This window comes from Salinibacterium sp. G-O1, from assembly GCF_030063305.1.
GTDB lineage: Bacteria > Actinomycetota > Actinomycetes > Actinomycetales > Microbacteriaceae > Rhodoglobus.
Map to the genome: position 1 here is coordinate 38,691 of NZ_JASISV010000001.1, position 23,769 is coordinate 62,459.

Consider the following 23,769-nt stretch of genomic DNA (forward strand, 5'->3'; position numbering starts at 1 on the left):
TTCTACTCTAAACATAGCCCCGGTGCCGTTCAGCCGCCTCAGAGAAGGCTGGGGTTCCCTCCTGTGCCGAGCGGCGATAGGGTACGCATTCCCGCCGCGGCATGAAGGTGGTTCAGGCCGGTTGCGCCGCTGCCGCGGCAGCCGCCGCAGCGGGCAGGGCGTCGAGAATGCGCGACACTGCAGTGTCGTCGTGCGCGGCTGAGACGAACCAGGCTTCAAACACGCTCGGCGGCAGTGAAACGCCAGCATCCAGCATGGCGTGGAAGAACGGAGGAAACCGGAAGGCCTCTTGTGCTTTCACGTCGGCGTAGTTCAGTGGGGCATCCTCGCGGAAGGCAACGGAGAACAGGTTTCCGGCGTGCTGCACGCTGTGCGCGACGCCCTCCGCTGTCAGCGCGGAGGACACGGCGCTCGAGATGGTGGATGCCGTCGCATCGAGGTGGCTGTAGACAGCGGCATCCGCAGCCCGCAGGGTCGCGATTCCCGCAGCTACCGCCACGGGGTTGCCGCTCAACGTGCCGGCCTGATAGACAGGGCCGAGCGGGGCGAGGAGGTTCATCACGTCGGCGCGACCGCCCAGCGCCGCGAGCGGAAGGCCACCGCCGATGACTTTTCCATAGGTGACGAGGTCTGGCTGGTACGACGGGTCGAGCCCCCACCAGCCACCGGGTGCAACCCGAAATCCGGTGAGCACCTCATCGATGATGACGAGCGCGCCGTGCTCGTGAGCGATGCGCGTCAGCTCGGCGTTGAAGCCGGGCTCGGGTGCGACCACGCCCATGTTTGCGGCGGCGGCCTCGGTGATGACGGCGGCGATCTCGCTGCCGCGCGCAGCGAAGAGCTCCTCGACCGCTGAGATGTCGTTGTAGGGAATAACAATGGTCTGCGCCGCGATCGCAGCGGGCACGCCGGCCGAGCCGGGGATCGACAGGGTCGCGAGACCCGATCCCGCCTCGGCAAGCAGGCCGTCGGAGTGGCCGTGATAGTGCCCGGCGAACTTCACGAGAAGGTCCCGGCCTGTCGCGCCGCGCGCGAGCCGGATGGCGGTCATCGTCGCCTCGGTGCCCGTCGACACGAGTCGAAGTCGTTCGACAAGGGATCCGACGCGTTCGATCACCATTTCGGCAAGTTCCGCTTCGCCCGAGGTGGATGCCCCGAAGCTCAGCCCGCGGGCCGCCGCCGCCTGCACTGCCTCGATCACCGAGGGATGCGCGTGTCCGAGAATCGCGGGACCCCACGACGTGATGAGGTCGACGTATTCGCGACCCTCGATGTCTGTCACGTAGGCGCCGCGCGCCGAGACCATCGACCGGGGTGCGCCACCGACGGAACCGTACGCACGAACCGGCGAGTTCACTCCACCGGGCAACACTGCCCTGGCTCGCGCGAATGCCTCTTCATTGGTGGTCATGGTTCGGTCCTTCCCGGACGGGCTAAAGGGGCTGTGTCTTCAACGAACGGGCGAGTTCGCTCGCGTAGTAGGTGAGCACGGCGTCGGCCCCTGCACGCACGATGCTGGTCACCGACTCGGAGACGGCGCGCTCACGGTCGATCCAGCCATTGGCGGCCGCGGCCTCGATCATGGCGTACTCGCCGGACACCTGATACGCCCACACCGGAACGGGGCTTACGGCGGCAGCGTCAGCGAGCACGTCGAGGTAACTCATCGCGGGCTTGACCATGACGATGTCGGCGCCCTCGTTCACGTCGAGCAGCACTTCTCTGGCTCCCTCCCGGCGATTGCCGGGCTCGAGCTGGTAGCTGCGGCGGTCGCCCTGCAGCGTCGACTGCACGGCTTCGCGGAACGGGCCGTAGAACGCTGACGCGTACTTTGCGGCGTAACCGAGTATGGGGGTTTCAGAAAATTCCGCGGAATCAAGGGCCTCTCGCACCGCGGCGACCTGGCCGTCCATCATCCCGCTAAGCCCGAGCAGCTGCGATCCAGACTCGGCCTGAGCCACCGCCATGTCTCGATAGCGCTCGAGGGAGGCGTCGTTGTCGACCCGACCGCGCGCATCCAGAACACCACAGTGGCCATGGTCGGTGAACTCGTCGAGGCAGAGGTCGGTCTGCACCACGAGGCCGTCGCCAGCCTCGGCGACGGCAGCGCGCGTGGCCACGTTCAGAATTCCGTTGGGGTCTGTCGCGCCGCTGCCCTGGGCGTCCTTGCGCTCGGGAACCCCGAACAACATCACACCCCCGACGCCGAGCTCGGCCGCCTCGGCGATCGCCCTGCGCATCGAGTCGAGCGAATGTTGAACGACACCGGGCATCGACGAGATGGGCATCGGCTCGGTCGAACCCTCGCGCACAAACATGGGCAGGATCAGTTGCGACGCATGCACCCTGGTCTCGGCGACCAGCCGGCGCATCGCAGGAGTTGCCCGAAGGCGGCGCGGACGGATGATCACGATGCTCCCATCAGGGCGGCGGCCCCGAGATCGAAGAGTTCCTTCGCAACCCGCGCTGCGACATCCCCCGCCGGATCTTTCGCGTCTGAGACATACAGCGCGTGCGAGCTCGTGAGCCGATCGGCACCGTTGGCCGAATAGACGCGCGCCGACAGGAACAGCATTCCGTCGTCGATGACGCCGTGCGCTCCGAGGGGTGCTGAGCAGCCGGCCTCGAGCAGTGCCAGAACCTGCCGTTCGGCATTCACGATGATTCTGGATGTCGCGTGGTCGAGTGCCTTCACGAGCTTCTCGTCGCCGGAGCGAACCTCAAGCGCCAGGGCACCCTGACCGGGAGCCGTCGGCCAACCGTCCAGCCCGAGGTACTCGGTCACGGCATCGAGGCGCCCCAGGCGAGTCAGTCCGGCTGCCGCGAGCACCACCGCGTCCAGTTCTCCATCAACGACCTTCCGCAGCCGGGTGTCGACGTTGCCACGGATATCGATGACCTGAAGGTCCGGCCTGCGCGCGAGCAGCTGGGCCACCCGGCGGGGCGACCCGGTGCCGACGCGGGCACCCTCCGGCAGGGTGTCGAGGGTGAACCCGTCGCGCGCGCACAGGGCGTCGCGGGCATCCACCCGCTTGGGAACAGCGCCGATGGAGAGCCCAGGCTCCTCCGCCGTCGGAAGATCCTTCAGCGAATGCACCACCACGTCGCAGCGGCCGTCGCGGAGCGCCTCACGCAGTGCGCTGGCGAAGACGCCGGTGCCGCCGAGGCTCGACAACGACTCGGTCGAGGTGTCGCCCTCGGTGCTGATCGGGACGATTTCGCACTCGACTCCGGTCTTCGCCGTGAGAGCGCTAGCCATCGAGTTTGTTTGGGCGAGGGCCAGGGTGCTTCCCCTGGTGCCAATGCGCAGCGTGGTCGCCATTACGGGGCCAACCCTGCGACGGCGGGCTTGAAGCCGAGCCGCACGTTCTCGCAGCATCCCGAGCGGCAGACGTCGTACCACGGTCCGAGATCGGTCAGGGCGGGACGATCGGCGGTGGGGATGCCGTCGCGACGCTCGAGCACGAGGTCGACCAGGCCGGTCACGAACGCGGCGTGCACGCCGGGGGTCGGGACGCGAACCGCGAAGATCCCATTCTCCACAGCGGTCTCCATCGCCTCGGTATCGAGATCCCACTTCACTTCCATGTGATCGGAGATAAACCCGAGCGGCACGATGACCACGCCGGTGACACCCTGAGCGCCGAGCTCGGTGATCCGGTCGTTGACGTCCGGTTCGAGCCACGGCTGCGTCGGAGGGCCGGAACGCGACTGGTACACGAGGTCCCAGCCCACGGCACTGTCCTGGGCCGCGACGACCACCTCGGCAACGGCGAGGTGCTGGGCCGCGTATGCGCCCTCCGGGCCGAATCCGCGTTCCTTCGGGCCTGAGCGCTCGGCGTCCGTGGACGGGATGGAGTGGGTGGAGAAGAGGATGTGCGTCTGCTCGGGGGCGATGCCCTGCGCCGCGACATCCGCCAGCCCCTGCCGCACGCCCTCGATGAAGGGCTCGACGAATCCGGGGTGATCGAAGAACTGGCGGACCTTGTCGATCTGCAGCACATCGCCGAGGCCGGTCTCCTCGAGAGCGATCGCGTAGTCCTCGCGGTACTGCCGGCAGCTCGAATATGAGCTGTATGCGCTGGTGCCGATGGCGATCAGCTTCGTAAATCCGCGCTCGTTCGCCTCGGTGAGCGCATCGCGCAGGTACGGATCCCAGTTGCGGTTGCCCCACAGCACGGGCAGGTCGATGTCGCGCCGGGCCAACTCCGCCTCCAGCGCCGCCTTCAGCTCCCGATTCTGGTCGTTGATGGGGCTCACACCGCCGAACGCCCGGTAGTGATGGGCGACCTCCTCGAGGCGCTCCTCGGGGATGCCACGGCCTCGGGTGACGTTCCTCAGGAAGGGGATCACGTCATCCTGACCCTCGGGTCCGCCGAAGCTGGCGAGGAGAATCGCGTCGTAGGCGACTGGCTCCTCGACGTGCTCCGCACCCTGCTGGGCGGCGGGAGTCGCATTTCGCACCAGAGCGGACTGCCCGTTGGTGACGGTCACGACAGCACTTCCGCTACCTCGTCGAGGCTGATGCGGCGTCCGGTGTAGAACGGCACCTCCTCGCGCACGTGCCTGCGGGCCTCGGTCTGGCGCAGGTGCCGCATGAGGTCGACCAGGTCGACGAGCTCGGGAGCCTCCAGCGCGAGAATCCACTCGTAGTCGCCGAGGGCGAAGCTCGCCACGGTGTTGGCGAGAACCTGGCGGTACTCGCTGCCCTTACGCCCGTGGTCGCCGAGCATCGCCCTGCGCTCGTCGTCGGGAAGCAGGTACCAGTCGTAGCTGCGCACGAACGGGTACACGGTCAGCCAGGCCTCTGGCTCCTTACCGCGCATGAACGCCGGCAGGTGGTTGGCGGTGAACTCGGCGTCGCGGTGCACACCCATCGCGTTCCAGGTCGGCAACAGCGTGGGAAGTGCGCGGCGAAGCTCACGCAGGGCCCACTGCAGCGTTTCGGGTTCTGTGCCGTGCAGCCAGATCATCAGGTCGGCGTCGGCCCTCATCGACGACACGTCGTAGAACCCGCGAATGGTGACACCCGCCGACTCGACGGCCGCAACAGCGGGGGCAAGATCCACGGGTCCGGTCGCGCGCGCAGGATCACGTCGAAGAACCGCCCACAGCGTGTAGCCGAGGGGTTCAGAGGCGGTTTCTGCGACGGGCGGGCTAACGCTCTCAGTCATGTCTCTATCCTCCCTTCTGCCCCGTCGGTTAGCGAATCCACAGCCTCACAGGCGGCTGTGAGTTCCGCAGACCGGGTCGCGGCGTCCGGGCGGGAGTCACTCCCGCCCGAGGCAGGTGTCGAGCAACTCCTCAGCGGTGGCCTCGGCCTGACGGATGACACCGGCAAGGCCCGAGCCCGCGACACTCTCCCCGACCTGCGGCACGGCAAGAACGGAGCCGGATGCCGCGGGCCTCCGCCATTCGACGCGCGCGAAGTCGACCACCCTCGAGTCGTCGAGGCCCACACCCAGCAGCGCCGAGGCATCCTGCAGCGCGGTGACGTGCAGCGTCTCGGGTTCGACGTCATAGGAAAGCCGAAGCACGTGCCGGCCCCCGGCGCGTTCGCGCAGCCAGTCCCATTTCGCTGTCGCATGGGTAAGGGCTCTCGCGCTGATTCCGGCTGCGCCGTCGGCGATGAGCAGGCCGGTCCCTCTGGGGGCAGAGTCGAGTTCGGGCGCATCCACCACCAGGGTCGCGAGCACGATTTTCCGACCGGCGGTGGGGTCGACGGGCGCGGCCATGACGACAGCACCGTCGATCGACCCGGGTTGCACGGTACGACCGAGCTCCACCTGCACGCCGTAGGTCACGAGGTCCGCCGTCAGTTCGGTGACGAGGCGGTGCATGCCCCCGCGGATTCCTGCCACGCTCGAGCCAGCCGGGGCCGAATCGCGCATGAACCTCACGGCAGCGGCGAGCGACCCTTCCCTCGCGAAGGCGGCCCGAAGACCCGGAGCCGCCCGGTCGAGCTGAATGTCGTCGGGATGCAGCGAGTGCACCCCGTGCACGATCGGCGCGACGAGCTTCTCGAGCACGCCAGAACCCATCCTGCGCCTGACCAGCGCACCGAGGGTGAGCGACTTCCTGGCCCAGAGCGACGGGATGATTGCATCCAGTTCCGCGCGGATGGCGGCCCGCTGGCCGATCACGGCGATCACATCGGCCGCCAGCGGCGTTCCGGGGATGCCGAGCACGTTGGTGGCGGGCATCGGGACTGCCGGTCCTGATTGCGGTTGGAGCCAGGCGCCGGCCTCGCCGGGGCTCACGATCTCATCTCCGAGACCAATCTCGGTGGCCAAGGCGGCAACGATGCCGCCGCGCGTGGCGAAGCTCTCGGCTCCGGCGTCGAGGTCGATTCCGCCGACGGTGTGTCTGGCGACGGTTCCGCCGAGGCGATCGGATGCCTCGACCAGGGTCACCGACCGTCCGGCCATTGCCAGCCGTCGCGCGACGACCATGCCGGCGACACCGCCGCCGATCACCGTGAAGTCAGTCACCGTGAACGAGTGTGACGATGCGGCTGAGCACGTCAGGGTCGGTGTCCGGGGGCACACCGTGCCCGAGGTTCACCACGTGGGACGGGGCCGAACGCCCGCGGTCCATCACGTCGTGCACGTGGGCTTCCAGAACGTGCCACGGCGCCCCGAGCAGGGCGGGGTCGATGTTGCCCTGCAAGGGCACGTCACCACCGAGCCTTCTCGATGCCTCATCCAGCGGGATGCGCCAGTCCACGCCCATGACGTCGGCGCCGATGTTGTGCATGGCCTTCAGCACCTCGCCACTTCCGACCCCGAAGTGAACTTTCGGCACGTCGAAACCGCGCAGGTGGGACAGTGCGCGCTTGGAGTGGGGTGCCACCCGGCGCACGTACTGCTGTTCGCTGAGCGAGCCGACCCACGAGTCGAAGAGCTGAGCCGCGGACGCCCCTGCTTCGATCTGAGCCTTCAGGAACTCGCCGGACACATCGGCGCACCAGTTGAGCAGCATCGCCCAGCTTTGCGGATCCGAGTACATCATCGTGCGCGCGCGCTGCTGGTCTTTCGACGGCCCGCCCTCAACGAGATAGGAGGCGAGGGTGAATGGTGCTCCAGCGAATCCGATCAGCGGTGTGGATCCGAGCTGCGCAACAGTCATGCCCACGGCCTCCCGGATCGGGTCGAGGGCGGCAGGGTCGATGGGGCGCAAGGCCGCGACGTCCGACGCGCTGCGAATCGGATTGGCGATCACGGGCCCGCGACCGGGGACGATTTCGACGTCGATTCCTGCGAGTTTCACGGGAATCACGATGTCGCTGAAGAAGATCGCGGCGTCCACTCTGTGCCGACGAACGGGCTGCAGCGTGATCTCGCTGGCGAGTTCGGGCGTGAGACAGGCGTCGAGCATCGCGTTTCCGACCCGGATTTCGCGGTATTCCGGCAGTGAGCGGCCCGCCTGCCTCATGAACCAGACCGGGGTCGTTTCCGGTCGTTCGCCTCGGTACGCCTTGATCAGCGGTGAGGAGCCAGTTCGGCCGTCGATGAGTGGATGATTGCTTGACAGAGGCACGGGGTTAACATTAGGTCGTGCTCCTGTGTCTCAGCTCGAATCATCGCAACGCGAGCTTTGAGCTACTCGAGAGCCTCTCACTCGCTGCCCCCGGTGCCACTGCCGCGCTGCTGAGCTCCAGTGATTTCGTTACAGGCGCCGTCGTGCTGGCCACCTGCAACAGGTTCGAGGCTTACCTCGACATCGACGAACCTCTCACCGCCGCGTCGGCCGTAGCGGTGGCATCCACTCTCGCCGCGTTGAGTGACGCCAGCGGGCTCAGCACCGCTGTTCTGCGCGATTCCATCACGGTCCATGAGGGCCCGGATGTCGCGGCGCACCTCTTCTCTGTTACGTCGGGTCTCGAGTCTGTTGTGATCGGCGAAGACGAGATCGCGGGCCAGGTGGGGCGCGCGCTCGACCGGGCACGAACCGGCAACACGACCACCCGCGATCTGGAACAGCTTTTTCAGCGGGCCACCCGCACGAGCCGTGGGGTAAAGAACCTCACGTCGATCGGCGGCCGCGATCGTTCGCTCGTTCGGCTCGCCCTTGAACTTGCCTCCAGTCGGGTAGCCGATTGGTCTGAGGCATCCGTTCTCATCGTGGGAACCGGCCAGTATGCGGCAACAACTGTTACCGCTCTGCGTGACCGTGGGGCCCGCGACATCCGGGTCTTCAGCCGCACCGGTCGCGGGCCAGCATTCGCCGCCAAGTATGGCGTCACCAACAGCACCGATTTCGAGGTGGATGTGGTGATCGCCTGCACTGCGAACACGGTGCTGGGGCCCGATCACTTCGTTGGTGCGGCCCGGCGACTGGTCATCGACCTTGGGCTTCCCCGCAACATCGAGCCTGTCGTTGCCGATCTCGACGGCATCGAGTTACTCGATCTGGAAACCGTGCGCCTGCACGCTCCGCTTGATGCACTGTCGGCGCACGACGACGCCACCGCGATCGTTCGGTCCGCTGCAGCTGAATTCACCGCTGAGCGCGAAATCGAACCCGCGATCGTCGCACTGAGGACGCACGTATTTGACGTGCTCGAGGCTGAGATCGCCCGCGCCCGCGCGCGCGGTGCAGGGGACGAAACGGAATCGGCGCTCAGGCACCTGGCGGGAGTGCTGCTGCACGCGCCGTCTGCTCGCGGTCGGGAGCTGGCTCTCGGTGGGCGAGCCGCCGAATTCGCGGCCGGTCTCGATGCCGTCTACGGAATCACGCCACGGCCGGCGGCGCAGAACGAGCGCACAGAGTCGGCGTAAGGCTTCCCGCGGCGCTGCCGCGCCTGCACGAGAGTGAGAATTCGAGCACCACGATCTCTTGCACACAAATCGGGATATGTCTGCAAGAAACCGCGTGATCGAGCACCGTTCGGGTCGCTGGATCACTTTCGGGGGCAGATCCAGCCCGGCGTAGGTAACAGGATATTCTGTCCTCTATTTGGAGGACAAGGGTACAAGCTCACCCCAGAACGGGGGGTACTTTTGTACCCCCCGTTCCCGAGTACTGCGTTTCGGTTCTAGCCCTGGACCTTGCGGCTACGAGCCACCATGAGTCCGGCGAATCCGACGAAGAGCAGCCCACCGGCCAGACTCAGGCCCGTGCCGACTGTGAGCCCGGTGTACGCCAGTGTGGGCGGGTCATACGAGAGTGTCGGCGGGTTGAAGCCACAATCCGTTGACGGTGCGGTGAACGTCAGTACGACCGGGTTGACCCAGTCAGGGTCAAGTCCGTCTGCAGCCACCGCTGGTGCTGCCGAGATGGTCACATCCGAGCGGTTGGACGGAGCCGGGTAGGTTCCACTGGCAACTCCCGAAACACCGTTGACGGTCCAGGTGAGTTCACCGACGACCGAACCCAGCGTGTACGAACCAGAAGTGGTGCAGGTGGGCTGGGTGACCGAGTATGTCGGCGTTACCAGAGCCAGCGGCGGCAGGTCACACGCAGGGATCGGGATCTCGAACGAACGGCCCGCGGCAATGACCGCGAAGCTCGTGCCGGTGGCCGTCGCATTCTCGATCACCACGTCCACGGATTCTCCCGCAGCAACGACCGTGTCGAATTCGGGGAGTCCGAGGACCTGGAACAGCACCGGCTTGGTGCTCGCCGAGTTATCGAACGTCAGTGTCGCAGAGCGGGTCGGCTCCAGCGACAGTCCGTCGTCGAACTCTCCTGGGGTGCAGTCCCCGAATGCCGCAACGACATCCGGCTGCTCCACACAGTCGACGAGTACGCCGACGTTGCCCTTGAACTTGATGACCTGGTCGTCATCTCCGGCGAAGTAGTAGTTCGCCTTCGGGGTTGCCGTAACAACGTAGTCACCGGTCGTCGTATCGAGCTTGACGACGTAGTCGATGCCTTCGGTCGTCTTGGCGACGACAGTCGGTGCGATGCCACATTCGGTGGCCGTCGTTACCTCAGGAGCGACGGGAACAACAACGTTGCAACCAGCATCCTGGGCGAACCAGGTTGGGAACGGCCCGGTGAAGCCCATTCCATGAAGGAATTTCTCGATGTAGGGGGTGCTCGGTCCGGTGAGGATCGGTCCCGGCTCGGGCTGCCCGGTGAATGATGCGTACACGTCGCCCTGTCCGCAGGTAATGACGGCCTGGAAGGGGTAGTCGCCCGGGGCGGTGATCTCCTGCTTGCCGTTGACGTAGTCGACTACGTCAAGAGTCTGTGGCCACACCCCGTCGGTCTTGTACTTCCAGCTGGTTGCCGTAGCCCAGAAGCCCTCGCACAGCTCGCCCGAGATGCTCGGCACGTTCTCTACGTGGATCGTGCCGCTGTTGCTCGGCCCGTCGTAGGTGTACGAAACCGCTGAGGCAGGGATGCAGTCCGGTGGTGGGGTGCACTCGACGCCGGTTTTCTTCGGGTCAAGCGTGCCCGTGAACACCATCGTCAGACCATCGCTGGAAACCCCATCGCCCGCGGGGAAGCGGTGCCCATCGAGTGCGGTTGCAGTAACCGTGTAGTTGACGCCATCGCGAGTGATGTCGCCCCACGCGAAGTTATTGGGGGCTCCGAGAACGAGTTCGGCGGCGACGTCACAGGTGGCAACAGTCTTGGTGAGGGATGCCATTGCATCTTCCGGGGTCGGCACGGCACACGATGCCGGCGTCACCACGTCTGACTTCTGGCTGACGAGGTTGCCCGTGCTGTGGTTGGTCCACTGCACCTTCACGGTGAGGGAGTACCCGGTTCCCGCCGTGGCGTTGCTCTGGGTGGCCTCAACGAATCCGGCACCCTTCACCGTCTGCTCGAGGAGCGAGGTTGGCTGCGAGGGTGAATCGCCGCCCGTCGAGGTGAGCTCAGCGACCTTGATCGTGGCTGTCTCGTTCGCGTAGCGGGTATCGCCCGTCACACGCCAGGTGATGTACGGAACTCCGCTGGTGTCGCACGCGGCGGTGCCGCTGACGACGGGGTGAGTAGCTTCTGCTGCACCAGCGACGGCGATAACCGAAAGGCTGGCGGCGATGGCAAGCGTGCCACCAATGGCAATGATCTTCTTAAACACGTTCGATCTCCTGGGGGGGGAGTTCGGGCCACGGCAATAGCGGCACACACCGGGGGATGCGTACCAGGAACCGGGTAAGGCTCGAATGCACCGTTTCGGGGTACTGGATCGAAGTTTCGGGTTCTCTCCAGAGCGGCGCTGTTTAAGAGTATAGGGCGCCCCGAGTGGGGGGCAAGGGTACAAAACCTAGTGTTTCTGCGGCGTCTTCTCTGGGCGGGCCTGGTGAACGTATTCCAGAAGGTCGACTCCGACCACACGCATGGCTTCGAGCACGCGCATCCGCGCCGCGAGATTGTCGTCGGTGAATTGCACAGTCACCGCGTAGGCGACAGCGCGACCGCTGCCGCGCAACGCGCCGGCCTCGGCACGCACTCCCGTGTCTGTGCCCGTCTTATTCACCAGCAGAGTGTCGTGATCAACACCACGGTGCGCCAGGGGGTCAAGCGCAAATGCGCCGGCCACCATCGACGTGTCTGAGTTCAGTGACAGCCAGCCCAGCACGCGCTGGCTTGTCACGGGGTCGACTATTTCATTGCGCGCGAGGGCGCCGAAAAGCCAGCTGAGCTCGGCGGTGGAGCCCACGGAGAGCTGGGGAGCGTCATCCGGACCCCGCCTGTCACGCACGAGGTCGAGAAGCGCTGTACGTGTCAGCCCCAGTGATTCGGTTCTGGCGCGGACCGCAGCGAGACCCACCTGCCTCAACAACACGTTGGTCGCAAGGTTGTCGCTCGTCGCGCCCACCAGGGCAGCAAGGTCCGTCGCCGGCAACGAGGGAACCTGAAGGTGCTGCCACAACCCGGAGTCGCCGATGGCGTCCAGCGGCGTCTTGTCCATGATGCCAAGCCCCGGCAGGTCACGGGCGGTGAGCCGGGCTGACACCTCGATGAGCAGCAGGATCTTGCCGATGCTCGCGGTGGGCAGCACGATCCGGTCATCGATTGCCACCAGGGTCTTGCCCGAGTTGAGGTCGACGACACTTGCCGACACTCGCGAACCCGAGTACGCGATTTTTCCGAGCGCCCTGAAGGTACCGGTGAAGTTTTCGGCTCCATCGGTTGCCAGGTGCCGGGCAGCTCTGGGGGCGTGTATGCGCTCCCAGCGCTCGCGAACGCGCGCAGTTTCTACCAAATAGTCACTCGGTCTTTCGGGTCGAGCCAAAGTGAATCGTTCTCGGTAACACCAAATGTTACATAGAACTCGTCGATGTTTCGCACGATCTGATTGCATCGGAATTCGTTGGGGGAGTGCGGGTCGATCGACAGCAGGCGGATGACCTCCTCGTCTCGCGCCTTCAGCTGCCACGCCTGCGCCCACGACAGGAAGAACCGCTCCGCGCCGGTGAGACCGTCGATCACCGGCGACTGCGCGCCGCCCAGCGAAATCAGATACGCACGCCACGCGATGGCGAGTCCGCCCAGATCACCGATGTTCTCGCCGATCGTCAACGCGCCACTGACGTGATGCTCGGGAACCTGAGCCGGGGCGAGTGCATCGTATTGCGCGATGAGCGCGCTCGTACGCTCCTCGAATGCGGCACGGTCGGCGGGCGTCCACCAGTCGGTGAGCCGCCCATCGCCGTCATACTTCGAGCCCTGATCGTCGAAACCGTGGCCGATCTCGTGACCGATGACGGCGCCGATCGCTCCATAGTTAGCCGCGGCATCCCATGTTTCATCGAAGAACGGAGCCTGCAGGATCGCCGCAGGGAACACGATCTCGTTGAAACCGGGGTTGTAGTAGGCGTTGATCGTCTGCGGAGTCATGAACCACTCGTCGCGGTCGAGCGGCTGGCCGATCTTGCCGAGCTCGCGCTGGAACTCGAACTCGCTGGTGGCGCGGATGTTGCCAATGAGGTCGGCGGCATCCATCTCGAGGGTTGAATAGTCGCGCCATTTGACCGGGTACCCGATCTTGGGCGTGAATTTCTCGAGCTTCTCGATGGCGCGGGTCCTGGTGTCTTCGCCCATCCACTCCAGCGAGGTGATGCTCTGGCGGTACGCCTCCACGAGGTTGGCGACGAGCACATCCATCGCGGTCTTGGCGGACTCCGGGAAGTGACGTTCTACGTAGATCCGGCCGACCGCCTCACCGAGCGCACCCTCAACGAGCGAGACGCCACGCTTCCAGCGGGCACGAAGCTCGGGAGTGCCGGTGAGAGTCTTGCCGTAGAAATCGAAGTTGGCCGCGACGAAATCGTCGGAAAGGTACGACGCATTCGACCGGATGACCTGCCACGACAGCCAGTCTTTCCAGTTGTCGAGGTTGTCGTCCACGAGCACGAGCGAGAGACCGGCGAGGAAGCTGGGCTGGCGCACGACAACCTCGTCGAACGATCCCTCGGGAACACCCATGGCGCCCAGCCACAGGTTCAGGTCGAGAGTGCCGAGCAACTCATCGGCGCTGGACCACGGCATCAGGTTGTACGACTTTTCGCTGTCGCGCGTCGCGACGTTGTCCCAGTGGTGGGACGCGAGTTCGGTCTCGAGCTCGAAGATGCGATCGGCCCTCGCTGCGGCATCGTCGAGCCCCGCGAGCGTCAGCATGCGTTCGAGATACTCGACATATTTGATCCGGATGGCGGCCGACTTCTCTTCGCGGTAATACGACTCATCCGGCAAACCGAGCCCGCCCTGCTCGATGAACACGAGGTAGCGCTCCGGCTGCCCGGGGTCGTTATCGACGAACACCTGCACGAACCCGCTGGAACCGCCTCGCTCCAGCTTGCCCAGGGTAGAGAGCAGGCTGTCGATGGATGTCACGGCGGCAGCCTCGGCCAGCAGCCCGGCTATCGGCGCAGCGCCCAACTCCTGCACTCGCGCCTCATCGAGGAAGCTCGCGTAAAGGTCTCCGACCTTGCGCGCCTCGGTACCGGGCTCAGCGGCCTGCGACTCAATGATGATGTCGCGAACGGCTCGCTCGGCCTCTTCCGCCAAAACATAGAACGATCCGTACCGGGCCTTGTCGCTGGGAATCTCGGTTCGGGCGATCCACTTGCCGTTGACGTGCCGGAACAGGTCGTCCTGGGGTCGTACGGAGGAGTCAAGCTCCCCGGTGTCGATTCCAGACGATTGGAGAGATTCTGAGCTCATGTCGCAAGCCTATCCAGCGCGGCTGCGCTCAGGCTGACTCCTGGCCGCCGTTGTCGTGCCGATATGCAACTCACTCGTGAATGCCATCGGTGTGGGCGAGCCGCCCTCCACGAGTTCAACCGCGGCGCGACCGGCCGCCCTGCCCTTCTCTACGGCTGGCTGGATGACCGTGGTCAGGTCATACGAACCCATGGCGTCGACCTGCGCCCCGTCAAAACCCACGACGCTCAACTCTTCCGGAACCCGGATGCCGAGGCTCTCCGCGGCGCGAATGACCCCCATCGCGAGCAGGTCACTCTGGGCGACCACCGCCGTCGGAGGATCCGCGCCCTCCAGCAGCTCGAGCCCCGCCGCTCGACCCGCGTCGATCGAACTTCGGGTAGCGACGATGCCGCCAAACCCCGGGTACACGTCACGCAGGCCGCGCAGCCGGTCCCGTGTGGTGTGCGAGGTTGCCAGCTCATCCCAGTTCGCGGGCAGCCGCTGTTGCTCCTTGGCTGCGTCCAGCGGCAGCGCGACGACGGCCACGCTCTCGTGCCCGAGATCGAGGAGGTGACGTGCCAGCCGTGCCGTGGCATCCCGGTTGTCGAGACTGATTGATAACACTCCCGGCATGTCGTCTGCCTCGATAGCCACGACGGGCATTCCCCGCTGACGGAGAACCGCGACCGACTCGTCGAGCCGGGTGGAACAGCCGACGAGGATGACCGCATCCATCGGGGCCGACCGGATGTCGAGCTGCGGGCCCCCGATGTCGGAGAGGAGCAACAGCCCGGCCCCGGCGTTGCCGGTCTCATCTGCGATGCCGTCGAGCATGGCCAGCGACATCGGGTCGCGGAACGCATCCTGAAGCCGTTCCTCGATGACGATGCCGATGATGCCCGACCGCCCACGTCTCAGCGACTGCGCCCTCGGATCGGGGCCGGCGTAACCCAGGGTCTGCGCGGCGGTCAGCACTTTCGCTCGAGTGGAGTCGGAGACCGGGCCAGCGCCGCTGAAAGCGAGCGACGCGGTGGAGCCCGAGACGCCAGCGAGGGCCGCTACCGCAGCCAGCGTCGGCCGCTGGGTCGTCGCACTTGCCTCGCCGTCCATGAGTGGGTAGCTTAGTCGAGTCGCCATTATCGAATCGATTCGATAACGCCCAGCACCTCGTCACCACAAGGAATTCCATGACACACGTTCCCGCTGTCGCCAGCGGCCTCAACCGCCGCCAGATCGTGGCATGGCGCAACGCTATCTTCGTAGTTTTCGCGCTGCCGGGTCTTGCCCTGGCCAGCTGGGTGTCGAGGCTGCCAGCTGCTCGGGACATCCTGGAGGTCTCCCCAGCACAGGTGGGCCTTCTGATCCTGGGCATCTCAGCGGGATCGATCATGGGGCTCATCGCATCCAGCCACATCGTCGCGAAAATCGGAGCGGTCACCACCGTCACGTGGGGAGTCATCGTCACGGCGGTCGGCATATTGATCGCGGGTCTCAGCGTCACCCTGGGTCCGAGCTTTGGTTTGACCTTCGTGGGCCTGATGGTGTTCGGTGCTGCCACCGGCATCACCGACGTGGCGATGAATGTCTCAGGGGCAGCCAACGAGCGTGCCCTCGGCCGCTCAATCATGCCGATCTTCCACGCATTCTTCAGCTTCGGCACCATGATCGGTGCCGGGCTTGGTGCCCTTGCCGAGCTCGCGGGCATCCCGATCGCCACCCACCTCGGCCTCGCCGGTGTCGTCATGGTGGCAGCGATGTTGCTGGTCAGGCGCTTCATCCAGTCTGAGCACGTGATCGAAGGCAATGGAGAGCCCGTCGCCCACGACGACGTCTCGATGACCTGGCGCGGCAGGTTGAGCATCTGGCGCGACCCGCGCATCCTCCTCATCGGGGTGGTCGTGCTCGCTGCCGCGTTCGCCGAGGGCTCGGCCAACGATTGGCTGGCCATCGCGTCGGTCGACGGCCACGGTGTGCCCAACGAGACCGGCGCGCTCATCTTCGGTGTCTTCGTCACCGCGATGACGGCCGGTCGTTTGGGCGGAGTGTTCCTGCTCGACAAGTTCGGCCGCGTCGCCGTGCTGCGCGGGTCGTTCATGCTCGCCGTCATCGGCCTGCTGACCTTCATCTATGTGCCGTACACCCCGGTCGCGGTGATCGGCGTCGTGTTGTGGGGCCTCGGCTCAGCGCTCGGTTTCCCGATCGGGATGTCGGCGGCGGCGGATGACCCCAAGACGGCCGCGGCCAAGGTCAGCGCCGTGGCCACCATCGGCTACTTCGCCTTCCTGGTGGGGCCGCCGGTGATCGGTCTGCTCGGTGAGTACGTCGGAGTTCTGCACGCGCTGCTCATCGTGCTGGTGCTTGCCGTCCTCGGTTCACTCGTGGCAGGCGCGGCGCGTGAACCGGCCGTGCCTGACACCGCCACCCGACTCTCGTAGGCTTGGTGCATGGCCGACCTCGTAGACAACGCTCCCCTCAGGCACGCAATCGCCCAGTTCGTCGAGAAGAGCGACCAGTCGACCTATCTGGAGGTCGTGCGCAACATCCTGCACGGCTCCCTGCTTCTGGACACGACCGGCTCTGAGATTGCGATGACCGAGGATGGGTCATCCATCGCCGAAGGGTCAACTTTCGCCTTCCGTGAAGGAACCGGTCCTGACGGCGAGCGTGCCCTCTTCGCCTTCACCCGTCAGGCGGAGGTCGTGCGGATGCACGAAGATGCCCCCGCCGCGGTGCAGACCGTGGCCCAGCCCGCCGCCGCAACCCTCGCGTTCGCGGTGGAACAGGGCTACACATGGCTCTACCTCGATCCCGCCGGACCGACGTGTGGAGTGAAACTCGCTGACATCGAGTTCGCGCTCAAAACCGCCAGGAATGATGCCGTCAAGACCGCGCTCGACACCGACGGCCCCACCTGGATGAAGACCGCCGTCATCGACGCGCTGTCAAAGGGTGGCACGTTGCTCTACGCGGTGAATGAGACACCCGACGGCGTGCAGGTTCGCACCTCCACCAACCCCGACGGGCAGCACGTGGCACTCGCGTTCACGTCGGCAGCCGAGGTTGTGGTGCGCAGCACCACCGATTCCTGGACCGCCATCGATGTGAGCCGCATCGTGTCTGATGCGCTCGGTGAAAACTTCTCAGGACTCGTCATCAACCCTGCTGGTCCGTGGGTCGAGCTAAACCGCGACGACCTGCTGCAGGTGCAGTCGCGTCTCGCACCCTAGGCTCGTAGCTCGTGCGCCTCGTTATTGCCAAGTGTTCGGTCGACTACGCCGGAAGGCTCAGTGCCCACCTGCCGCTCGCCACGCGACTGTTGCTCGTGAAGGCAGACGGCAGCGTGCTGGTGCACTCCGATTCGCTGTCATACAAGCCGCTCAACTGGATGAGCCCACCCTGCACCCTCGCGGTGATGGAGCCCGACGCCGACCAGGCTGAGGCCGGGGTCATCCAGATCTGGCGCGTGGCCCAGGCCAAGACTGCCGACCTGCTCGTCATCTCGATCCACGAGATCATGCACGAGAATTCGTATGATCTCGGCCACGACCCGGGACTTCAGAAAGACGGCGCTGAGCATCACCTGCAGAAATTGCTCGCCGAGCAGATCGAGTTGCTGGGTGACGGGTTCCGGCTGGTGCGCCGCGAATACATGACCGCGATCGGCCCGGTCGACATCCTGGCGACGGATGCCACGGGCGGCAGTGTCGCGGTCGAGATCAAGCGGCGCGGCGACATCGACGGCGTCGAACAGCTCACGCGCTACCTCGAGCTGATGAACCGCGATCCGCATTTGGCCCCGGTGACCGGGGTCTTCGCCGCCCAGGAGATCAAGCCCCAGGCGCGCACGCTGGCGCAGGATCGTGGCATCCGGTGCCTGCTTCTGGATTACGACGCGATGCGCGGACTCGACGACAGTGACCACCGTCTCTTCTAGCCGCCCTAGGCTTGACTCACCATGAAACCCGAGTTCAGCAGCATCCTGTTCGACCTCGACGGCACCATCGTCGACAGCGCGCCGGGAATCACGGCGACCCTCGCGTACACGTTCGAGCAGCTCGGCCTTCCGGTCCCGCCGCAAGAGGAGCTCGTCGCGTACGTCGGTCCGCCACTCCTCGATTCGTTTCGTGATCTGGCAGGGTTCACCATCGAGGAGTCGCAGCACGCGCTCGAGGTGTATCGCCCCGAGTACCTGCGCGCCGGCGCCTTCAACGCCACCGTGTATCCCGGCGTGGAAGAAGTGCTGAGGGCCATCAGCCACAGCGGTGTGCCGCTGTCGCTCGCGACCTCGAAGCCAGAGGCACCCGCGACGCTGATCCTCGAGCACTACGACCTGCTGAAGTATTTCGATGTGATCACCGGAGCGTCCCACGACGAGGTGCGCAGCGCGAAAGCGGATGTCGTCGAGGAGGCGCTCGCGCGACTGGTGCTCATCGGTGCAGACACCTCCAAGTCCGTGCTGGTGGGCGACCGCTCGCACGACGTGCATGGCGCCGCGGCTCACGGAGTTCCGTCAATCTTTGTGCGCTGGGGCTACGGCTCGCCGCACGAAGAGTCCGGGGCTATCGCCGTCGCCGACACCACAGATCAGCTGCTCATCCACCTCTTCGGCTAATCCACCCGCGGGCAGCTCCCCGCGCCCTTCCCCGCCCGCGCCTTCCGTCCAAATGAAGGAGATTTCGCGCGCAGGGGCCGAATTCCCTCCCTGTAAAAGCATTTCGCGCTAAATCTCCTTCATTTGGATGCTGCGGGCGGGCAGTTCCTCCGCGTCGAGTCGCTGGATCTTCCTCCGGAGAGCACAATGGCCCTGTGGTGCGGAAACAGGCGATCGTTCGCGGCGAGGTGCAGGGCGTGGGGTTCCGCTACTTTGCCTTTCGTGAGGCGACCCAGCTGGGGCTCGCCGGCTATGTGCGCAACCGCACGGACGGCGCCGTCGAACTCGAAGTCGAGGGTCAGGAAGCGGCCGTCGACCGGATGCTCAGCTGGCTCAAGCACGGGCCGGCGTCGGCGGTGGTCGTCTCCCTCGACGTGTCGGATCGTCCGCTGCTCGGCGAGACCGGTTTCACGATCGCCCACTGAGTCCCTGGTTGCCCCGTCTGGCGCCCTGCGGCACCGGATGTCTCGCCCGTTCCCTCCGTCCAAATGAAGGAGATTTCTCCGGCTGGGGTCGAATCTTGGCGCTCCTAGGGCACTTCGCGCCAAATCTCCTTCATTTGGATGCCGCGGGCGGGCAGTGCATCCGGGTCGACGAATGATCCTGAGTGCGCACAAAGGTGTGCACGCTCATCTCCTGCCCACAGAGAGGGCAGGCCTTCTCCGACGTCGGGGGTAACGGCTCCTCGTTATACGGGCCGAGTGGAGGCGGGCCAATGTACGGGAAAAGCCGCCTGTTCAGGCGATCCCACCATGGCTCTTTCGTTTCTTTGCGCACAAATGATTAGTATACTAACTAAATGACGCAGATGCAGGATGACCCACTGGCGCTCGACCGTCAGGTCTGTTTCGCACTCGCCGCGGCATCCCGAAGTGTCATCGGAATGTATCGGCCCGTCCTGGCACCGCTGGGGCTGACCCACCCGCAATACTTGGTGATGTTGTCGCTGTGGGAGAGGAGCCCGCGCACCGTGCGAGACATCGGTCAGGCACTGCGGCTCGAGCCGGCAACGCTGTCGCCGCTGCTCAAGCGGCTGGAGAGCGCTGGTCTGCTGACGCGGCAGCGCAACCGGGAGGACGAACGCTCGCTCGACGTAGAGCTGACCGCCGCCGGCAGGTCGCTGCGTACGAAAGCCGAGCTCGTTCCCGCGCAGATCGTCGAACGACTCGGCATGGATGTCGCGGAACTCGAGCGCATCCGTGACTCGCTGACTCAGCTGCTCGCCGCGAGCGACGGCTAGCGCGCGTCGCGGCCTGCCCCGCGTCGCGGCCCGCTCCACCGCGCCCGTCTGGCGCGGGTGCGCCCGCGCGCACGCGCGCCCTCGCGCCGAACGGGCGCGGTGGCGCTGCCGCGAGGCCTAGTACGCCCTAATCGAGACAACCCGCGCCTGATCGGCGCCGTTGGTGGCGAGGATGCGCAGCCGCAGGGCGTCCGTCTCGACGGCGGGAAAGTGATGCACTCGCTGCCGCTTACGGTTGTTGTCGACGCGAGCGACTTCGACCCAATCGCTGTCGGATCGCGCCTCAATCACGTAGTCGCGCACGAGTTCCGGAAAGACCTCATCCGGCGTGCGGTGGTGATGCAGCGTGTTGAGTTCGACATCCTGATCGTCGTCGAAAACGATGCGAACCTGGTGCACCGTGGTTGGTTGATCCCAGTCGAGCCGCAGCACCGGCTCGGCATCCTGAGCCAACGGCGCGGACGCCCACATGTTCGGCCCACCGTAGAACCGTTGAAAGCCGCCCACCGCCCGCTCCGCGGCGAATGCTGCGGTCGGCGGGTCGAGCCGCGTGCGAACGACTTTCCCGCGCATGGGGATCGCGGGCCATGCGATGACGGGCTCGGACATGTCGACCTGAACGTTCAGGTCACCGTCGGCCTGCGCCGCATGAACGAGGGTCATTACGCCCGGAACCTGGGTGTCGCGATAGACGACGCCCAGTTGTTCGTTCGCGTCGATCACGACGACCACGCTTTCCGGCGTGTTCGGGTGCCAGGCGAGCGGGATTCGCACCCACTGCGGGTTTGGACTCGCGGAGACCTCGACCGACGTGCGCGCTTGCTCGACGACCGGAACCGCGTTCTGGCGCAGCTCGGTCGTCCACAGCGCGGCCCAGAGTGTCGTGTCGGCGTTGACAGCGATCAGGATGTCGATGCCGTCGAGCCGCGGGTCCACCGGCACCAACACCCCCACGTCCTGCGCGAGAGGCAGCGTGTGCTCAGTTCCGGTGCTCGAAAAGTCGGCGGGGTCGATCGAGATTGCCGTTGACGAGGCGGAAGCGCGGGCGGTGCGCGCGAGATCCGCCGGGTCTTCATTTCGGACGCCGAAAATCGCCGCATCCTGGCGCAGGAGCAGCTGTTTGAGTTCGGTCGAGTGCGAGATCGCCAAATCTCGCGGTCGCACCTTGAGATCGATGGCGAGGGATGCGCCGGTTCCCGCCGCCTCGCCGCCGACGCCGCACGTTGCCATGACGCGAGTTGACCCGAACGCGACGTGACTCGCGGAAATATTGCGCCCGGCAAACAGCAGATTGGCGACGTTGCGCGAAAAATAGTTCCGGAACGGAATCGCGTAGATGCCTTTGGAGTACCGCTGGTGGGCACCCGCCTCCGTCGCGTACATGCCTTCTACCGGGTGGAGGTCGATCGACCACCCGCCGAAGCCGACGGCATCATCGAACTCGACCTGATCGAGAATGTCGTTCTGGGTGAGCACGTGGTCACCCAGGAACCGGCGGTACTCGCGCTTGCCCGGCATGGAGCCGACCCATTCAAGGTCGAGGTTGTCCGCCTCGAACTTCCCGGAGTTCTTGATGTAGTCCCAAATGCCGAAAATGACCGACCGTAGCTCTTCCCGGATTCGATCGTTATCGTGCACGATGTCGAGCTCGCCGCCCCACTCAATCCACCAGTAGTGCGCTCCCTTGTCGCCGCTTCGCAGGATGCGGGATGTCGGGATGGGAGTTTCCTCGATGTTCTTTGCCGAGTCGGGCGCGATGAACTTTACGGGGCGCCCTAGGTCCTTCGTGTAGAAGAGGATTGTCGAGCCCAGAAACTCGTTGTCGGCTTCGTCCGGCGCCCAGGTCTCCCCGAATTCCGACCGGGCTTCCCGACCGAGCCGGAAGTCGGCTCCGGCGAGATAGCCGACAAGCCCATCCCCGGTGCAATCCAGGAAATAGCTGCCCGTGAACTCCGTGAGCATCTCGGAGCCCATCGTCCATCCGTGCACGGATCGCACGAGGCGCTCCCCGTCCACGTCGATCGTGTCGACCTCGCGGACGTCCGTGTTCAGGAACAGGCGGATGTTCGGTTCGGCGCGAACCGCATCGAAGACAACTTCATCCCAAATGACCGGATTGCCTTCGGGATTGCGGTACTGATTTTCCAGATAGAGCTCGCCAATCACGCCACTCTCCCGGGCGTAGCGCTGAATGCCGTGCGCGGTGGCCCCGACCACCCACACCCGCACCTCCGAGGAAGAGTTGCCTCCCAGAACCGGTCGGTTTCCGATCAGTGCGACGGACTTGCCGAGTCGCGCTGCGCTAATCGCGGCGCACACTCCAGCGAGTCCTCCGCCGACGACGGTGATGTCCGAATGGATGGTCTGAGTTTGCATGATTTCCAGATGAGGTGAGGGCGGGCGGTCGAGGCGTCAGCGAATTCAGCGGATCAGGCTGTTGACCTTCGCGCCGGCAGTGGCCATGGCGTCGGCGGCCGACGACTGACCGATCAGCACGGCTTGCACCTGCTCGGCAATCGCCGTCTCCATTTGCGAGTAGCCGGGGTAGATCCACAGCGGGCTCGACGTTGCCGTCGAGGTAACACGCGACGTGAAGTCTGCGACATAGGTGTTGGCCGCAACAGCGTCGGCCTTGAGGGCCGTCTGGGTGGTCGGCGGCAGGCCGAGGGACTCGAAGTAGGCGACCGTCTGGTCGTCATCGCTCGTAATCCACTGGGCGAACTCGGCCGCCGTCGCCGACCCCTCGCCCTCCGCTACCACGATGAGGTGGCCCCACAGAACGTGCTGTGGCGTGTCGCCACTCGCGAGAACGGGTCGCGCCATCGACGTCATTTTGTCGCCGAGTCCGCTGTCGGAGGACTGGCCGGTCACGGCCGACTTGCCTACCGGTGCGTCGTCGTACATGGCCGTGGTCCCCTGCGCGAACAGGGTGCGGGCGGCCGAGCGGTCAACGTCGGGAGCGATCAGGCCGTCGTCGAAGAGCTTCTTGTACCACTTGACGGCGGCGACCGACTCGGCGTCACCGAGGGTCGACTTGCCATCCTTGATGATCGGCGACCCGAACGTCTGCATCCAGACAAGGATGTCCTTGAGGCCGGCAGCCTTCGTCGCGGCCGCGTAGGGGATGACGTTGATGCCCTTGAGGGCGCGCAGTCCCTCCTCGAACTCCTCGATCGTGGCGGGCGACACGGATGCGCCCGCCTTCTCGAAGAGCTCCTGGTTCAGCACGGGGCCGATCGCGCCGATCGTCCACGGAAGGCCGTACTGCACACCATCGAATTGCCCGGCACCGAGCGCTGCACTCGTGTAGCCACGTCCCGTCGAGAATTCGGACAGGTCGGAGAGCTTTCCGAGAGCGACCATCGCCGACAGCCACGCAACGTCGAGTTGCGCTGCGCCTGCGAATTGGCCGCCACGTACCTGAAGGGTGAGCTGGTTGAGGTAGTCGTTGTACGGGTAGCTCACGGTGGAGGCCGAAACGTTCTTTGTCCCTGCAAACGCATCGATCGCGCCCTGCAACGGTGCTTTGGCCGCGTCCTCGGAAAGACTCCATGAACCGAAGGTGAAATCGGTTGGCCCATCACCAGGGGCGGCAACGACGCCGGTCGAGGTGGGCGCGCATCCGGCAAGGCCGAATATGGCCGCGGTGCCGACGCCGATCGCCGAGTAGCGCAGCAGGTCGCGCCGGGAAAGTTGGGTATTCATGATTCTCCTTCGAACATGGGTGGGACAGGTAGTGGTGCGGGTACTTCAGGTGGTGCGAGCGAAATGA

Annotated in this window: 20 protein-coding genes; 7 read left to right on the top strand and 13 right to left on the bottom strand. The window is 65.5% G+C overall.

Features of this window, described 5'->3' with window-relative positions:
- Window positions 1–112 precede the first annotated feature (112 nt).
- The 7 genes from hemL to hemE all read right to left on the bottom strand — a co-directional run bounded on the left by hemL (window position 113) and on the right by hemE (window position 7,539).
- Complete coding sequence (gene hemL / locus QMG83_RS00195) at window positions 113–1,411, bottom strand: glutamate-1-semialdehyde 2,1-aminomutase (RefSeq protein WP_283503356.1); 1,299 nt, start codon at window positions 1,409–1,411, stop codon at window positions 113–115.
- A gap of 22 nt (window positions 1,412–1,433) precedes the next feature.
- On the bottom strand, window positions 1,434–2,411 hold the full coding sequence (hemB, locus tag QMG83_RS00200) for a porphobilinogen synthase (RefSeq protein WP_283503357.1): 978 nt from the start codon (window positions 2,409–2,411) through the stop codon (window positions 1,434–1,436).
- A complete protein-coding gene (hemC, locus tag QMG83_RS00205; RefSeq protein WP_283503358.1) occupies window positions 2,408–3,322 on the bottom strand; it encodes a hydroxymethylbilane synthase in 915 nt (304 codons plus the stop codon). Before hemC ends, hemB begins: the two co-directional genes overlap by 4 nt.
- Window positions 3,322–4,494 carry a ferrochelatase gene (locus tag QMG83_RS00210; protein WP_283503359.1) on the bottom strand — a complete coding sequence of 391 codons (1,173 nt, stop codon included), beginning with the start codon at window positions 4,492–4,494 and terminating at the stop codon, window positions 3,322–3,324. Before QMG83_RS00210 ends, hemC begins: the two co-directional genes overlap by 1 nt.
- Window positions 4,491–5,174 carry a hydrogen peroxide-dependent heme synthase gene (hemQ, locus tag QMG83_RS00215; RefSeq protein ID WP_283503360.1) on the bottom strand — a complete coding sequence of 228 codons (684 nt, stop codon included), beginning with the start codon at window positions 5,172–5,174 and terminating at the stop codon, window positions 4,491–4,493. Before hemQ ends, QMG83_RS00210 begins: the two co-directional genes overlap by 4 nt.
- Before the next feature lie 96 nt (window positions 5,175–5,270).
- Window positions 5,271–6,491, bottom strand: a complete 1,221-nt coding sequence (locus QMG83_RS00220) for a protoporphyrinogen/coproporphyrinogen oxidase (protein ID WP_283503361.1) — start codon at window positions 6,489–6,491, stop codon at window positions 5,271–5,273.
- Complete coding sequence (hemE, locus tag QMG83_RS00225) at window positions 6,484–7,539, bottom strand: uroporphyrinogen decarboxylase (protein ID WP_283503362.1); 1,056 nt, start codon at window positions 7,537–7,539, stop codon at window positions 6,484–6,486. The genes QMG83_RS00220 and hemE overlap by 8 nt, the downstream gene beginning before the upstream one ends.
- Window positions 7,540–7,556: 17 nt before the next feature.
- On the opposite strand from hemE, the gene QMG83_RS00230 reads away from it, so the two are divergent.
- Window positions 7,557–8,780: a glutamyl-tRNA reductase gene (locus tag QMG83_RS00230; protein WP_283503363.1), complete on the top strand. Its 1,224-nt coding sequence runs from the start codon at window positions 7,557–7,559 to the stop codon at window positions 8,778–8,780.
- A gap of 257 nt (window positions 8,781–9,037) precedes the next feature.
- On the opposite strand, the gene QMG83_RS00235 is transcribed toward QMG83_RS00230, so the two are convergent.
- From QMG83_RS00235 to QMG83_RS00250, 4 genes are all read right to left on the bottom strand, one after another.
- Window positions 9,038–11,035, bottom strand: coding sequence for a hypothetical protein (locus QMG83_RS00235; protein WP_283503364.1), 1,998 nt, complete (start codon window positions 11,033–11,035; stop codon window positions 9,038–9,040).
- Window positions 11,036–11,221: 186 nt separating this feature from the next.
- Window positions 11,222–12,163 (bottom strand): serine hydrolase, encoded by a 942-nt coding sequence (locus QMG83_RS00240; RefSeq protein ID WP_502948982.1) that lies wholly within the window; start codon window positions 12,161–12,163, stop codon window positions 11,222–11,224.
- Entirely contained in the window at window positions 12,157–14,124 is a 1,968-nt protein-coding gene (locus tag QMG83_RS00245; protein ID WP_283503366.1) for a M13 family metallopeptidase, read from the bottom strand. Before QMG83_RS00245 ends, QMG83_RS00240 begins: the two co-directional genes overlap by 7 nt.
- Window positions 14,125–14,133: 9 nt before the next feature.
- Window positions 14,134–15,243, bottom strand: a complete 1,110-nt coding sequence (locus QMG83_RS00250; protein WP_283503367.1) for a LacI family DNA-binding transcriptional regulator — start codon at window positions 15,241–15,243, stop codon at window positions 14,134–14,136.
- Window positions 15,244–15,293: 50 nt separating this feature from the next.
- Between QMG83_RS00250 and QMG83_RS00255 the strand changes: the two genes are divergently transcribed.
- The 6 genes from QMG83_RS00255 (at window position 15,294) to QMG83_RS00280 (ending at window position 19,997) form a co-directional block, all read left to right on the top strand.
- Window positions 15,294–16,541, top strand: a complete 1,248-nt coding sequence (locus tag QMG83_RS00255) for an MFS transporter (protein WP_283503368.1) — start codon at window positions 15,294–15,296, stop codon at window positions 16,539–16,541.
- Window positions 16,542–16,550: 9 nt separating this feature from the next.
- On the top strand, window positions 16,551–17,333 hold the full coding sequence (locus tag QMG83_RS00260; protein ID WP_283503369.1) for an SseB family protein: 783 nt from the start codon (window positions 16,551–16,553) through the stop codon (window positions 17,331–17,333).
- Between the two features lie 11 nt (window positions 17,334–17,344).
- Entirely contained in the window at window positions 17,345–18,040 is a 696-nt protein-coding gene (gene nucS, locus QMG83_RS00265; protein WP_283503370.1) for an endonuclease NucS, read from the top strand.
- A 21-nt stretch (window positions 18,041–18,061) separates the two neighbouring features.
- Window positions 18,062–18,718 carry an HAD hydrolase-like protein gene (locus QMG83_RS00270; RefSeq protein ID WP_283503371.1) on the top strand — a complete coding sequence of 219 codons (657 nt, stop codon included), beginning with the start codon at window positions 18,062–18,064 and terminating at the stop codon, window positions 18,716–18,718.
- 194 nt (window positions 18,719–18,912) lie between these two features.
- Complete coding sequence (locus tag QMG83_RS00275; RefSeq protein WP_283503372.1) at window positions 18,913–19,182, top strand: acylphosphatase; 270 nt, start codon at window positions 18,913–18,915, stop codon at window positions 19,180–19,182.
- A gap of 383 nt (window positions 19,183–19,565) precedes the next feature.
- Window positions 19,566–19,997 carry a MarR family winged helix-turn-helix transcriptional regulator gene (locus QMG83_RS00280; protein ID WP_283504493.1) on the top strand — a complete coding sequence of 144 codons (432 nt, stop codon included), beginning with the start codon at window positions 19,566–19,568 and terminating at the stop codon, window positions 19,995–19,997.
- Between the two features lie 117 nt (window positions 19,998–20,114).
- On the opposite strand, the gene QMG83_RS00285 is transcribed toward QMG83_RS00280, so the two are convergent.
- The gene (locus QMG83_RS00285; RefSeq protein WP_283503373.1) at window positions 20,115–22,373 is read right to left on the bottom strand and encodes an FAD-dependent oxidoreductase; all 2,259 of its coding nucleotides are present in this window, start codon (window positions 22,371–22,373) and stop codon (window positions 20,115–20,117) included.
- A 45-nt stretch (window positions 22,374–22,418) separates the two neighbouring features.
- Window positions 22,419–23,702: an ABC transporter substrate-binding protein gene (locus QMG83_RS00290; RefSeq protein ID WP_283503374.1), complete on the bottom strand. Its 1,284-nt coding sequence runs from the start codon at window positions 23,700–23,702 to the stop codon at window positions 22,419–22,421.
- Window positions 23,703–23,769 lie beyond the last annotated feature (67 nt).

What these genes read in the sequence shown, in the direction of transcription:
- QMG83_RS00255 (WP_283503368.1), top strand. Translation starts at nt 15,294, where the DNA reads ATGACACACGTTCCCGCTGTCGCCAGCGGCCTCAACCGCCGCCAGATC.
- QMG83_RS00250 (WP_283503367.1), bottom strand. Translation starts at nt 15,243, where the DNA reads ATGGCGACTCGACTAAGCTACCCACTCATGGACGGCGAGGCAAGTGCG.
- hemQ (WP_283503360.1), bottom strand. Translation starts at nt 5,174, where the DNA reads ATGACTGAGAGCGTTAGCCCGCCCGTCGCAGAAACCGCCTCTGAACCC.
- QMG83_RS00285 (WP_283503373.1), bottom strand. Translation starts at nt 22,373, where the DNA reads ATGCAAACTCAGACCATCCATTCGGACATCACCGTCGTCGGCGGAGGA.
- hemL (WP_283503356.1), bottom strand. Translation starts at nt 1,411, where the DNA reads ATGACCACCAATGAAGAGGCATTCGCGCGAGCCAGGGCAGTGTTGCCC.
- QMG83_RS00270 (WP_283503371.1), top strand. Translation starts at nt 18,062, where the DNA reads ATGAAACCCGAGTTCAGCAGCATCCTGTTCGACCTCGACGGCACCATC.
- QMG83_RS00280 (WP_283504493.1), top strand. Translation starts at nt 19,566, where the DNA reads ATGCAGGATGACCCACTGGCGCTCGACCGTCAGGTCTGTTTCGCACTC.
- QMG83_RS00290 (WP_283503374.1), bottom strand. Translation starts at nt 23,702, where the DNA reads ATGAATACCCAACTTTCCCGGCGCGACCTGCTGCGCTACTCGGCGATC.
- hemC (WP_283503358.1), bottom strand. Translation starts at nt 3,322, where the DNA reads ATGGCGACCACGCTGCGCATTGGCACCAGGGGAAGCACCCTGGCCCTC.
- QMG83_RS00245 (WP_283503366.1), bottom strand. Translation starts at nt 14,124, where the DNA reads ATGAGCTCAGAATCTCTCCAATCGTCTGGAATCGACACCGGGGAGCTT.
- QMG83_RS00260 (WP_283503369.1), top strand. Translation starts at nt 16,551, where the DNA reads ATGGCCGACCTCGTAGACAACGCTCCCCTCAGGCACGCAATCGCCCAG.